Origin of the sequence: Halosimplex litoreum (assembly GCF_016065055.1) — an archaeon.
Classification (GTDB): Archaea; Halobacteriota; Halobacteria; order Halobacteriales; family Haloarculaceae; genus Halosimplex; species Halosimplex litoreum.
The window spans coordinates 1,567,439-1,579,814 of the sequence record NZ_CP065856.1 but is presented as its reverse complement, the minus strand read 5'-3'; the positions used below and the strand labels follow the sequence as shown (position 1 = coordinate 1,579,814).

Annotated in this window: 18 protein-coding genes; 3 read left to right on the top strand and 15 right to left on the bottom strand. The window is 56.8% G+C overall.

All coding sequences use genetic code 11. The annotated features are described in order from the left end of the window. Nucleotides 1-75: 75 nt before the first annotated feature. The 9 genes from I7X12_RS07820 to I7X12_RS07780 form a co-directional block, all read right to left on the bottom strand. Nucleotides 76-1,176 (bottom strand): hypothetical protein, encoded by a 1,101-nt coding sequence (locus tag I7X12_RS07820; protein WP_198063277.1) that lies wholly within the window; start codon nt 1,174-1,176, stop codon nt 76-78. Beyond that, nucleotides 1,173-2,015, bottom strand: coding sequence for a hypothetical protein (locus tag I7X12_RS07815; protein ID WP_198063276.1), 843 nt, complete (start codon nt 2,013-2,015; stop codon nt 1,173-1,175). The genes I7X12_RS07820 and I7X12_RS07815 overlap by 4 nt, the downstream gene beginning before the upstream one ends. Beyond that, entirely contained in the window at nt 2,012-2,710 is a 699-nt protein-coding gene (locus I7X12_RS07810) for a hypothetical protein (protein ID WP_198063275.1), read from the bottom strand. The genes I7X12_RS07815 and I7X12_RS07810 overlap by 4 nt, the downstream gene beginning before the upstream one ends. Before the next feature lie 91 nt (nt 2,711-2,801). Next, entirely contained in the window at nt 2,802-4,514 is a 1,713-nt protein-coding gene (locus I7X12_RS07805; protein ID WP_198063274.1) for a hypothetical protein, read from the bottom strand. Between the two features lie 16 nt (nt 4,515-4,530). Further along, complete coding sequence (locus I7X12_RS07800) at nt 4,531-4,728, bottom strand: hypothetical protein (RefSeq protein ID WP_198063273.1); 198 nt, start codon at nt 4,726-4,728, stop codon at nt 4,531-4,533. A 14-nt stretch (nt 4,729-4,742) separates the two neighbouring features. Continuing rightward, entirely contained in the window at nt 4,743-5,297 is a 555-nt protein-coding gene (locus I7X12_RS07795) for a hypothetical protein (RefSeq protein ID WP_198063272.1), read from the bottom strand. A 246-nt stretch (nt 5,298-5,543) separates the two neighbouring features. Then, nucleotides 5,544-6,152, bottom strand: a complete 609-nt coding sequence (locus tag I7X12_RS07790) for a hypothetical protein (RefSeq protein WP_198063271.1) — start codon at nt 6,150-6,152, stop codon at nt 5,544-5,546. A 127-nt stretch (nt 6,153-6,279) separates the two neighbouring features. Further along, nucleotides 6,280-6,600, bottom strand: a complete 321-nt coding sequence (locus tag I7X12_RS07785; protein WP_198063270.1) for a hypothetical protein — start codon at nt 6,598-6,600, stop codon at nt 6,280-6,282. A gap of 476 nt (nt 6,601-7,076) precedes the next feature. Further along, on the bottom strand, nt 7,077-7,313 hold the full coding sequence (locus I7X12_RS07780; RefSeq protein ID WP_198063269.1) for a hypothetical protein: 237 nt from the start codon (nt 7,311-7,313) through the stop codon (nt 7,077-7,079). 96 nt (nt 7,314-7,409) lie between these two features. Between I7X12_RS07780 and I7X12_RS07775 the strand changes: the two genes are divergently transcribed. Both I7X12_RS07775 and I7X12_RS07770 read left to right on the top strand, forming a co-directional pair. After that, nucleotides 7,410-7,664: a hypothetical protein gene (locus I7X12_RS07775; protein WP_198063268.1), complete on the top strand. Its 255-nt coding sequence runs from the start codon at nt 7,410-7,412 to the stop codon at nt 7,662-7,664. Nucleotides 7,665-7,768: 104 nt separating this feature from the next. Next, nucleotides 7,769-8,242: a hypothetical protein gene (locus I7X12_RS07770; protein ID WP_198063267.1), complete on the top strand. Its 474-nt coding sequence runs from the start codon at nt 7,769-7,771 to the stop codon at nt 8,240-8,242. A 425-nt stretch (nt 8,243-8,667) separates the two neighbouring features. Here I7X12_RS07770 and I7X12_RS07765 read toward each other — a convergent pair whose 3' ends face one another. The 4 genes from I7X12_RS07765 to I7X12_RS07750 all read right to left on the bottom strand — a co-directional run bounded on the left by I7X12_RS07765 (nt 8,668) and on the right by I7X12_RS07750 (nt 10,790). After that, nucleotides 8,668-8,829, bottom strand: coding sequence for a hypothetical protein (locus I7X12_RS07765; protein ID WP_198063266.1), 162 nt, complete (start codon nt 8,827-8,829; stop codon nt 8,668-8,670). Between the two features lie 703 nt (nt 8,830-9,532). Further along, a complete protein-coding gene (locus I7X12_RS07760) occupies nt 9,533-9,763 on the bottom strand; it encodes a hypothetical protein (protein ID WP_198063265.1) in 231 nt (76 codons plus the stop codon). Continuing rightward, nucleotides 9,764-10,003, bottom strand: coding sequence for a hypothetical protein (locus tag I7X12_RS07755; RefSeq protein ID WP_198063264.1), 240 nt, complete (start codon nt 10,001-10,003; stop codon nt 9,764-9,766). It lies immediately after the preceding gene. A 142-nt stretch (nt 10,004-10,145) separates the two neighbouring features. After that, nucleotides 10,146-10,790, bottom strand: a complete 645-nt coding sequence (locus tag I7X12_RS07750) for an eL43 family ribosomal protein (RefSeq protein WP_198063263.1) — start codon at nt 10,788-10,790, stop codon at nt 10,146-10,148. Between the two features lie 323 nt (nt 10,791-11,113). Here I7X12_RS07750 and I7X12_RS07745 point away from each other — a divergent pair, with 323 nt between their 5' ends. Then, nucleotides 11,114-11,329 (top strand): hypothetical protein, encoded by a 216-nt coding sequence (locus I7X12_RS07745; RefSeq protein WP_198063953.1) that lies wholly within the window; start codon nt 11,114-11,116, stop codon nt 11,327-11,329. A gap of 37 nt (nt 11,330-11,366) precedes the next feature. On the opposite strand, the gene I7X12_RS07740 is transcribed toward I7X12_RS07745, so the two are convergent. Beyond that, nucleotides 11,367-11,720: a DUF5811 family protein gene (locus I7X12_RS07740; RefSeq protein WP_198063262.1), complete on the bottom strand. Its 354-nt coding sequence runs from the start codon at nt 11,718-11,720 to the stop codon at nt 11,367-11,369. Between the two features lie 120 nt (nt 11,721-11,840). Further along, complete coding sequence (locus I7X12_RS07735; RefSeq protein WP_198063261.1) at nt 11,841-12,326, bottom strand: pyruvoyl-dependent arginine decarboxylase; 486 nt, start codon at nt 12,324-12,326, stop codon at nt 11,841-11,843. Between the last annotated feature and the right edge of the window lie 50 nt (nt 12,327-12,376).

Here is a 12,376-nt window from a genome sequence, read left to right as displayed (position 1 = left end):
CCCTTGCCCAATACGCGGGCGTCGCGCGCGTACGCGAGGCGAGGCAGTGAAGTATCGAAGTAATGAGGTAGTGAATCAGGTAGCTTGGTCTTCGTGGACGGCGCAGTACGCGCGGTCGGGCTCGTAAATGAGCGTTCCACAGCGGTCGCCGTTCTTGTTCTCTCCCATGCAGCGAGTCGGCCCGGGTGTAGAGTCGTCTTCGTTCCCCGGGACTTCTGCAGGGTCCATGTGTCCGAGCTCGACGTATTCTTCAGGCTTTCCCCAGTCCCAGACGGCGGGGTCGTGGGTGTCCGGCGAGACCTCGGGGAGTCCGATGCCGTCGAGTGAGCAGACCTTTTCGTCGCGGTCTTCGTCTTCGTAGATGACGAGTTTCTTGCGAGCGTTCTCCTTGGTGTTCCCTTCTTTGAATCCGAAGTACGCCATTTCTCCACTGCGGAGAATAGGGGCGATTTCGGTGACTCGGTGTCCGATGCCGACGTATGAGCACTCGTACGGTTGCTTACCCATTTTGCGGAGGAACGAGCGGAGTCCGGGTTCGATACCGCTTGCTTGGATGTCGCGCCACGAGGCTTCCGACGAGAGCTCGTCCATGAAGAGCATAACTGGCCCGTCGTGGTCAGCTGCTCGTTGGATGGCGTCAGGCATCCGATTGCAGTAGACGGCTTGTGGGTGTTTCTCTGCCCAGCTCTGGATGTTCGAGATGACGAGCCCGTTCGGGTAGTACATCGTCCATAGGTCCATCAGGCGAGCTCCTGTGAACGTCTTCCCGGTGCGCGGGCTCGCGAAGATGTTGAGCATGACTGCGGGGGTTTGGAGAATGGTTTTCAAGCGTTCGTAGGCGACGAAGTCCATTTGGACGCGGTCGTTCTCGTTACCCCAGCCGAGCGCGAATGCGATTTTCTCACCGTCTCCGTTTCGAACGGCTTTCGCGAGCTCGATAGAGTCTTCTTGTTCGATGGTGCGATGCCAATACTGGGTGTTTTGGGGCCAGTACGCGGGTTCGCCTGTCTTCCAGTGTTTCCCACTGTTCGGCTCGTAACTACGCTTGAACGAGATGAGCTTCCGAATCGTTCGCTCGCTGAGTAGCCCTGATTCTTCGAGGGCGTTGATATCTGCCTTAGCGAGGGCTTCTCGTAGACTCTTGATGTCCCAAGTTCCGAATTTACCGTCGCTCATTGCTCATCACCGGCTTCATCGCCGTTTTTTGGAGCCTCGATGCCTTCGCTTTCGAGGACGCGGTCGACGACTTCCTGAGCGTCTTGCTTATCCCCCGGCTTCTCGATGGACTCGACGAATACGTCGAGCTCGTCGACGACACTCGCTCTGATGACTTCGGGGTGGAGAGTGTTCTCCTCCAAATCCTCGTTGACCATTGCGCGCCAGTACGCAGATTCGATTCCTTGGGCGAGGATGACCATCTTCGAGTAGAGGTTCTGGCCGACGACTGCCCAATCTCGAATCTCGCCGCGGAGAGCCTCGATTTTGCGTCGGTCGCTTGCGAGTTCTACGTCGGTGAGCTCGCCTGCCCAAGTACCGCTGACGTAGAGCTTGCCGTCTTCGAACTCGACGAATCGCGCTGTCCAGTGCCCGAAGTTACTCCGGTACGGTTTGCCTTCGACGATTTCGCGTTCTGCCCAGATGTCGGGGGCGACTTTGTAATGTGCGAGGTATTCGTCGGGAGCGTTTTGCTTGCTGATTTCGCGCGCTTCGTCGACTTCGTAGAGGTCGACCCATTCCGGCTCTGTAAAATCGATTAGTCCGAGTCCTGAGAGGATGATGTAGATGAGGCCGGTGAGGACGCTGCCGCCGATGATGGTTGCTACGAGCAGACGGACCCAGACGGGGTACGTCTCGACTTTGGTGAGGCTGATTGCTACGTCGATGACGGTCTGCAGGTTGCCGGTTAAGGCGAGTGCAATGCCGAGTCCGATGACGGAGAGGGCGATGTAGTGCTTGTACGCAGTGAGGAGTTCGACGGTGTCGCTGCGTCGGTAGTTGATTTCCTCTTCTTTCATAGCTTCTTCACCGCTCGGGCGAGCTTTTTGCGCGACCGTCGAATCAAGAGGACTACGAGGGTTGCGCCGATTGTGACGCCGACTGCACCGACGAGACGGGTCTCACCGGTACTGAAATTCGCCGGTAACCAGCTGTTGTCGATTACGTCGTAACGCGCGATAGAGCGACCGTTAATTGTTACTGCGTAAACGCCAAGACCGTTGTACCTCGTGATGGGGATTTCTATCTTGTTGGTTCCTTCTTTGAGATTGTAGCGTTTCGTGGTCCCGGTGAGCTCGACTGTTCCGCGGTCGCCTGTTAACTGAGATTCAGCGGCGGCGAACACTGAGGAGTAGTCTTGTGCGCTGATGCGGCGGATGGTGTCGGCTTCGAAAGTGACTATAACGCTATCCTCCGTCCAATGTTCGTCTACGATTCGGACAGTGCCGAAGTCTTCAATGACAGTGGGGGTCTCATCAGATTGCTCAGGTTCGTCCGTAGGCGTCTCGTCGTCTTCTCCAGTAGCTTCGTCGACGACTTGGTCTACGGGCCTGTCAGTAGGTATAGGAGTCGTTGTCGGTGTTTGGGTGGGTGTAGCTGTCTCTGTCCCTTCTTGCGCGGCGGCGACTACGGAGCCGAGTACGAGGGCTCCTGTGAGCGCGAAGATGACGGCGAGGATGAGGAGTGCTTCACCCCAATAATTCCAGCGTTTCATGTACGTATATAAAGGTATTCTGATTGCAAAGGTATGCCGTCGGCTCGAAGGTCGAAATAAGGAAAATCGGGAGTTTCAGCCGTCCCGGGGCTTAGTTTCCGCCGCCGTTCATGAACCGTCCTGCGAACAGGAGGAATGCTCCTGCTGCAACGATGACGATAATCGCGTTCTTGAGGATTTGCGAGATTCCACTCGCAGCCCCGTCGAGGCTGAACGAGCTCAGGCTGAGCTTGAACTGGTCGACCTTCTCCTGCGTTTTCTTGAGCTCCTCGTTCAGCGCGTTAATCTCTTCAACGTACTTGGACGCGTCCGTAGTCTCCTGCGAACGGTCCTCGTAGCCTGCAGAGTCGAGCTCTTCACCAGTGTCTGTATCCACAATCTTCGTGACTGTGTAGTTCCCGGTGAACGCGGCTCGCTTGCCGACGATAGTCTCGTTCTCGGTGCCTTCGTTCTGGATTTCCTCGTAGACGATGAAGGTGTACCCAGTGCCGTTGGTCCCAGTCTCGTACGTCTGGTTGACTTGGAAGACGGCCGAGCCATTCTGAGTTGTTGCGGGCGGGTTCTCGGTGAAGAGGTAACCGCTTACTGTCTTGTTCTCAGTCAGCGTCGTACCAGCGAACGTAGACCCGTTGTGTACGTCAATGGTGACTGCCTGAGTGACTGCGGTCCCGTTGATGCCGAGGTAGCGGTACTGGAGGTACTGCCACATCGACGAGCCGATGTCAGACTCGTCGAGGCTGAGCTGCATAATCTCGTTGGGAGTGAACAGGTCACTCGTGGTGAGGTCGCCGTCGTTGATGGAGTCGTACGCGGTTGCGAGGTAGCCGCTGGAGGCAGTCCCGAGGCCGTTCTGGACTTCGGTGTGCTGCGATTCCATCTCCGAGAAGGTTGTGTAGTAGGCTTCGAAGTCTACGAACACCTTCTCCCCGAGCGAGTTGTAGTTCACATCATACGTCCAGCCAGCTGTACCGTAGCTTGGGGCCTCAGTCGGGTCGATTCCTACTTGGCTGTAGGACCCGTCCGAGTTGAAGTCAGCGTAGCGAGCGAATGTGTTGACGGTGACTGTCGACCCATCGACGAGTGTGACTTGTACGTCATTGTATCCGTCTGAGTTAGCATCTACTATGTCGCTAGACGGAATACCGAGGTTTTCAGAGTGGTTGACTGATACAACATGTTCTGCCGGGTATGCCGTACTACCACCATCTCCGTCAATCGTAATTTCGATGGATTCAGAGGTGGTTAGCGACGAGTCTGTTGGGTACACACCGACGTTGTTGTAGAAGTCCGTCTTCATGTCGGATACGCCGACGACATGAGTGACGTACATCTGGAGCGTTCGGTTCTGAACGCCTGCGTAGTATTCGCTCGCGGCGTCTTTACCAGCCTGTACCGCTTCAGTCTTCGTTGCGTTGTTCTCGATTGCGTTCGCGAAGGCAATCTTTGCTTCGAGGCGAGCTGCGTCCTTTGCGCCTTGTGCGAGGTTGTTGTTGACCTCGGTCAGGGCTTCGTGTTTGTACGTCTTTACGTCGACCCCGTCGTCGTAGATGTCTTGCGACATTGTCTGGGCGTCTGCGCCTGCTACGGAGTAGTCCCAGCAGGGGTCTGCCCAGTTGCTATATCCGGTTTGGACGAGGCTGCCGAAGCCGCCGGTGATGCCGAGGGCTCCTGTGGTTACGTCGTCCCAGCAGCCTTGGTTGCCGATGTCCGCGCGAGCGGGTTGCGAGAAGGCTACGGGGACGCCTGCAACGACTACGAAGAGCGCGAGGGCGATTGTAGCGAGTTTGTTTAGTTTGCTTTTCATTGTTGTGTTGTTGAGTTTACTTGTTTGTTTTCTTGGTTCGATTTTTCACGAGGAAGAGTGCCATCACGACGCCGAAGATGAGCCACCATTCGCCGACTGAGTAGCCGGAGAGGTAGTTCTCGGCGAGGAGGGAGAGGACACTAATCGCGGTGTATAGCAGACCGAAGTCCACTATGTCGTATCGGTTTTCTGTGAATTCAGTCAGCAAACTCATAGCGATTTATGAGTTTACGAGCGGTCGCTGAACGAGAGGACGATTGCGCCGACTACGGTTGCTCCGAGGAACAGGAGGCCGACTGCGGGTGAGCCTGCGACGTAGTCAGTGTGGATGTTCAGGAGGTCGAGCTCCAGAACCGTCGGGAGTCCGACGACGCCGAGTGCGAGTGCGTACTCCATCGGCTCCATGCCCTTCGGGCGGTTTGCGATGTGCTCGATGCCGAGGTTCGTGAGGAAGATGAGTGCGCCTGCAGCGATTGCGAGTGCACCACCCCAGCTGATGACGGTCGGGGTCGTTCCAGATGTTGCCCAGAACTGGCCGGACATGCTGAATGTCGCGGTTGCAGCGTCGCTGAGGTATACAGCGAAGTCGCCGAAGTTTCCGGTTACGGTACCAAATCCGAGTGTGAGGATTGCTACGAGGAGTACGTCGAAGTTGTCTTCGATGCGCTCCATCATTGTTGCGTTCTTAGCCATGTTATCAAGTACCACCTCCTTTTCTGCGGAGATAGCGTACTCGTATAAAAGGGCGTAGATTGCTTTGGTGTTGCCCCGATTGGATGACACTAAGTAACAAGCGGATACGCGCCCCGGGGAAATGCGACCCGGAGCGCACACACAAACACCGTTGAAGCGGTTGATTGGAGGCGATACATGCGAGGATGGCCCGTCTCGTAGAGTCAAATCGTCTGGGCGTCTCGCAATTAACCAGTCGAGAGCCGACTGCAAAGGTGTTCGCTCACCTCATTCAAAACGCAGATGAGGTAACAGTTAGTTGTGTTCGTTTATATAAGTTCCAAGCTGAGTGTTACCTCAAGCCCACCCGAGGAGCTTCGACGCATCATTGAGCTCTGTCTGTCGAACCTCGTGAGCCGGGTCCGGCAACCAATCCAGCCACACACTCGCTTCGACCTTCTGCTTCGAAGCGAGCCCGACTACGTAAGCGAACTCAAGCCCCGGGTCGATGTTGACCAGTAAGTACATGTGCGAGTGGAGGTCTTCTCGCTCAGCGTCTGGGCCGTACTCACCACACTCTACACAGCGATTATACCCGTCCGACGTAATCGCTCCCCCACACCCTTTGTGACGGAAGCGACGCCGGCAGAGGAGAGCTCCGAAGCCAGAGCCGAGGTCTCGCGTCTTAACGTCCAGCCGCAGGTTGCCGTCTCGCACGAGGTCGGTCTCGAAACCGTCTTCGTACTCCCACCGGCTCGCGTCTGAACCTTGAACGATGAGTTCTTGCGCGACGAGCTCGCCGAGGTTTCCGCGGATTGCTTCGCGTTCTCGCTGCGACAGCGACCGGGACTCGTCAATAACCATGTCTCGACCAGCGTTACTCGCTGCGGCTTCGAGCATGTCGTCGGTGATACCAACCATCCAGACGGGTTGCTCGCCGTCTTCTACTTCGACGCTCCAAGTCATCGCGAATCACCTGTGACGGCCTCCCATCGCACACACGACCCAATGCAATCAGGAGTCTGGCACTGGACGATGACGCGGTCATCGCACTCTCTCACACCGTACGAGACGCCGCACACCGGGCAAGCGGTCATCGCGACCACCGTCCCGAGGGAACGTCGACGTACTCGCGTAAGAGCGCGAGTCGCTCCTCGTCGAAGACGTAGCAGGGATACCCGCCGGCGACAGGGCGACCCCACAAATCGACTTGCCACCGGCCGTCCCGAGTCGGAGGCCGAGACGGAGGACCGAGCTTCCAGTCATTGATGTTGACGATGGCGATTTCTACGTCTTCGTCGTCGCACGAGCAATCTTCCATCGCGATTCGGTCTGGGCACTCGGTGCAGGCGAGGTCTTCGCGAGCGTCGTCCCAGTAGACGTAACCACCGCAGTCGTGGACGACTTCACTCATCACCACCACCGTTTGAACGCAGACCGTCCTGATTCGCTCCGAGAGACGTTTCTTGTTCTCGGAGGTCTGTTGACTCGACCGCATCCCAAACTCGCCCTGTGTGGAACGAGCAGGCATCGCAGAGCTTGTCCGGCGTCCACGAGCTACATCCAACGCAGTAACTCATTGCTCATCACCGGCGACGCGCCAGCAGTAATCGCAAGCGAGGCCTGCGCAGTCGACTACGAGTGTGTGTCCGCAGGAGTCGCAGGTGCGACCCTCAGGGTCCGGGTACGTTCCCTCCGGGTTCATTGCTCGCCACCGGCGTTCTGCCAGATAACGCAGTCTTCTCCAGCGACGAGTAAGCCGCTGTCCTGTTCTACCAGTTTGTTTGGTGTTTGTGCTTTCAACATTGTTTCACCTCCGTTGATTTCTGAATCGCGAACGGAACCGCGATGAGACCTGACCCCGGAATCGAACCGAGTGTAGCACCAGCTTCAGGCACCGCCGTAGATGTACTCAACCTTCCCAGATGCGAGCTCCGTAGGAGTCACCGCCGCGAGCTCCTGCTTCACATAGTCTGGGAGGTCCGGGTCGTTCAGCATCTTCAACTGTGCATCCTCGACGGACGCAGCGGTTACTACGGCCATTCCGCTCGTCCAGTCGGTGAGGACTCCGGTCCAGACGTAGGTCTTCATCTCGGTGCTTGCGTCAGCGTTCGTGTTTGCTTCCATACCTCTACTGTAGGGGGGTGAGTATATTGGTGTATCCCCTACCCACCCACTATTGTAGGGGTAACACCTTTATTCGGACCCCGCGACTGGAGTAACATGGCTAAACAGACACAAGTCGTAATCGACGCCATCGAACTAATCCGCGAACAAGGATACGCCCGCACAAGCGACCTGCGCGGCTACAAGACCGGCGAGTACAGCGCGAAGACCGCAAGTAGAGTATTCAGCGACCTCAAAGACGCAGGTCTCCTCACTCGCGAGAGCGACGCGCACCACACATGGTACGCGACAGACAAACTCACCGAGTTCAAAACGGCAACGGAGGTGATGGCTGAAGGTGACGAGCAATGAGTAAAACAACCAGCTTCCGACACGAGAGCGAAGACATCACCGAGTATCTCGAAGACTTAGTCGACAACAAAAGCGAGTACATCAACACTCTCATCAAGCGAGACATGCAGACGCGCGGACTCACTCGGCGCGAGAAACTGGAAAGCGAACTCGCCGAGATTAGAGACGAGAAGCGCAAGGTGTCGCGTCGGCTCGACGACTTAGAAGACGACGAACAGCGCGTCCAGCAAGAACTCGAACAATACACCGGGAAACTCGACACTCGAATCAGCGAAGTCGTCGACGGTCTCGACTGGCTGACTCGCGTACACCCGGAACTTCGACCACACAAAGAGTACACCGAAGTCGTCCGCAAGAAGACGGGCCTCAACCACAGTATGCTCGTCGACCTGTGCGAAGCAGTCGATGTGCACTACTCGGCGGGAGACGTACTCAACCAACACCGAGACGAACTCGACGACCGAGGAATCGGGTTCGACGAGCTCGACGAGCACCCTCTCCACGACGCTGAAGCGGGAGACAAGCTCACAGAAGACGAAATCGAAGCAGTCAGCGAGTACCTTCAGCAGGTTCTCTGAACTCTGCGAGAAGACCCCTACACCCCCCTGTATTACTTAACACAAATCGTATTATGTATTACTTTTATTAAGAATAATTACAAATTAACTTGCTCTGCGAAGACCACCTACCCCTACTTGTAATACATAATACAATTTGTATTAAGTAATACAGGTACCCCCCTTGGTACCTTCGCAGAGTCGTTCGTACCTTCGTATATTATATTATATTATATATTATATTTAGTATAGTAGTATACTATGGTATGTTAGCATACTACATAGTTAGGCAAGGTGGCCGTCGGAACCGCCCGCCGTCGCTTGGTTTTACCCGTCTGTTCCGCTGAGTCCTGCTCGCAAGCAAGCTTGCTCGCTCCTGCTCGCTCTACGAGCTGTAGCGTAGCTGTGTAACCATTGAACGCCTGTCTGCTAAGGTGTACGGGTCGTCACGAGCCGAGGCCGAGTTGGTCGTATAGGTCGGGGGCGCAGTTGGGACAGAGGTAGGTTCGTTTTTGGTTGACTCGTCTGCTGTCGAAGTGGTGTGTGAGGATTACGTCGACGTATTCGATGTCGCTGTGGATGGTGGCGTCGCATTCTGCGCAGGCCATCTTCATTGGTCTCCTGATAGCATTCCGGGTGGCGCGCAGTCGGCGCAGTATTGTGTCCAGCCGGTTCCGCTGAGTTCCCCGGCTTCGTAGCGGTGCCATTGGGATTCGTATGTCGTGGCGTCTGCGTCGAGGGGGAGTCCGCAGTCGTGGCATTTGCCGAGGTCTTCGATGTTAGGCGGGTTCATCGGTGTTCGGCGAAGGCTGCTACTCGTTCTTTGGTGCGGAGCCATTGCCATTCGGTGTGAGCTGCTTGTACGACTTCGGTGAGGTCGTCGTCTAAGCTTCCAGCGACTAAGACGGTAGTTCCATCAGTCTGTAGCAGGCATTGCTTCTCCATACTCGTGAGACGGCTTTGTTGGAATTTAACTGCGAGAGTTTAATTCGGAAACTCTGTTGGGATTTTAAGTATGGGTGGCTGTACGGCGAATGTCCGGTTTTAAACGCCCCTTCTGGGGGAAGTAGAGATTTTGTGTAGTTGAATGGCTACACAGATTGGTGGGTAGTAGCCGACGCTCAGGATCAACCCGCCAAACCACTCCTCCAATCTGACAGGTAGCCGCTTCGCTACTGTTCTCGCGCGTCGCTCGAACCCACCTGTTACCACTCCGCTAACCCGCCCCGTCAAGATTACAGAGCGGACGGATCCCTACTCGCGTAGGTGTGGGAGTGTATTCACGCGCCCGATGTGAGTCAATTCAATCGACTACCAATCTGCGAAGGCGTCTATGAGTGGTTCCGCCTTGAGAAGGAACCAGAACAAGATAATCAACCCAAAGGATGGAACGGCGATCGTCCGAATTACGTCCGTAGCCCAAGCGACCATTTGGACGGTACTGGTGTCGCCTATACTCGAAGTCATGGTCAAAAGGACACCAGTCGCTCCGAGTATCGCCACGGCGGTCGCCAGGTTATCCGCGTCGTCCCAGTCAGACATCTACGCCATCTCCCCCGCGAACTCAAAGAACGCGAACAGTATCACGCCCCCGATAGTGAGCGGGACCAACGCCTTGAGCGCGCCCACTGCGAGGTTCATCATCCGATACGTACCCTCAATATCCGCGCTTTGGATACTCACGCTAGACAGCATACTCCCCACCCCAAGTAGAACCGGAGCCACGGCAAGGACTGTGAGCAGTGACCCGAACGTGGCTATCTTCCCCCAAGGTACTGTCATACATTTGGATCTAAATGGTATATACTTAAGAATATTTCGACGATTCGTAGAATTCAGTCCTCAAAACCGCAGTTTTGCGGAGATATTTCTGTAGTTCATCACCACCGCTTATGTGACGATTGCACACACGATACGTTAGTCTCTATGGGAAGCAATTCATTGAAACATTGAAATCGTCAATTACACTCGCATACTGTTTCCATATTCGCCTTGGTGTAACATCTCCATTTATCCCGTCAATGAGGTTCTCAAGCGAATATTCCTCCCCCTCGCTTTCTACAATTTGACGGATGTGTCTTTCAAAAAGCTTCTCGGCGTCCCCATAGGGATGACCCTCATCAAAAGCGGTGTGGCTGCAATTCGGACACTCCCATAAACCGATCTCGCCACTCACTGAGCTACGGGAACTTTCACCGTCGTACATTACGGTCTGGCAATTTGGGCAATACGCTCTGTTTTCAAGCTCAATGTTAACTATTCTATCTGATGAAATCTCCGCGCTTCCTCGCCAGCAACTTTCGTCAGTCTGAATACAGCCTTCGATCTCGGAAACAGCTACCTCGTCGCAATCATCTGATTCCACCTGATCAATCGACCATCCCCTTGCCCACCAACCGCCCAGTAATCCAAGGGAGAAAATTCCCAATCGGGCCATCCATGTGAGAATGATGTTGAGAGGTAGTCGCTCGGCAATGCCCGCAAAAATAGGAGGATAAAAATTCGCAGCGGTCGGGATTCCGATTAGAACCACAGTAAGGATAATTGAGACAATTGTCCACCGACTCATGACACAAACCACCTCACGGACACGCCAAATACCTGTCTCTTCAATTCATCCGTTTGGTTTTGACTTGCGATCCGTTACCCAGTATGGAAAATCACGAGCAGCCAAGAGAGGAGTTACCACGGTAGGTGTTCTTGTCTATTCATTACCCACGAACCAAACCATTGGTTGATCAAAGAAACCGTGTAGCGAAATGTCTACACAATTCTTCGTCTTCTGAAGGAAGTAACCCCCTCTCACCGCCTACTCGCCTGTTCCCCGGCGCACCCTCCCCCGCCGCACATGCAGTAATAACATTTAATTACGTCACGCTCGACCGTTGACACGTGCTTCGACCAGTGGCGAACGACGCGCGCGGTGTCGTGTCGGTCCACGACGCGATACTGGCGTTGATCCCGGCGCTTATGGCGTTCGCGGCGCTGGCCGGTGCGGTCCTGTCGTGGTCGTGGGGGACCGCGCTGGCCGTCGGGAGCGTCCCGGCCAGCACGACGATCGGCTACGCCCTGTTCTACAATCCGCCGGCCGCCGTCGGCGAGAACTGAGGTGACGGCCGCGGTCGCGAGCGGTTCTCGACCGGGGCTATCGAGCGGTCGGGCTCGTGCTGCCCGACAGCGCCTGTTTGACCTGGAGCGCGGCGCTGGCGGCCAGCCCCTGTGCGAGGTCGGTCTGTTCGGCTTCGGTGATGGTCGCGTCGGCGTCCTCGGGCGTGTAGCCGGCGGAGACGACGGGGCCCACCGGCGGGCGGACGGCGACGGTGGCTTCGGGGCCGTCGGAGCCGGCCGTCAGGTCCGACCCGACGACGAACTCTTCGGGCAGCAGTTCCCGAGTCTGTTGGGCGACTCGCGAGAGGTCCCGCTCCAGCCGGCGGCGCTGGTCGGTCGAGAGGGCGTCCGGGTCCAACCCGTCGTCGCCGAGCGGCGAATTTCCGTACATTGGGCTCTTCGGCGGTCGTATGCGGCCCAGGCTCTTAACCCCTGTGAGAGGTGTACTACTCGCCTTCTCACACGATCGATCGTGGTTACCACGGGTCGACGTCGGCGTCGCTGCACGCGCTCACGCCAGTAGGGATTCGCTACCGCCGTAGGCCGCGACGACGACCGCGGTGACGTGGTCGGTCGGGTCGGCGGGCGTCGACTCCACGACGACCTCGGGCTCTTCGCGGAAGGTCCACTCGCGCAGTTCCATCCCGCGGCGCAGGCCCGCCTCGACCGCCTCGCCCACGGCGTCGGGGTCGGTACCGCTCGATTCGTAGAACAGTCCGCGCCCGGACTCGCTGCGGACCCATCCCAGGCCCGCGCAGGCCGCGCCGTCGGCGCCCGGAGCGAGCGTCTCGCGGCCGACGACCGCGTAGAGGGCTTCGCCGGTCGGCCCCAGGTCGGGCGCGGTGCCGACGCGTTCGAGCCGAGCGTCGGCGGGGATCACCGACGAGAGCGTCACGAGGTTGTAGTTGTGGACGCCCGCGTCGGCCAGCGCCGCGTCGAACGACGACATCTCGGTCGGGCCGGTGGCCGACCCCCACGCGACCCGAATCGTGCTCATACCTCCGTCTCGTCGACTCGCGCGCTAAGGGGTTTCGTTTCGGGTCGAAG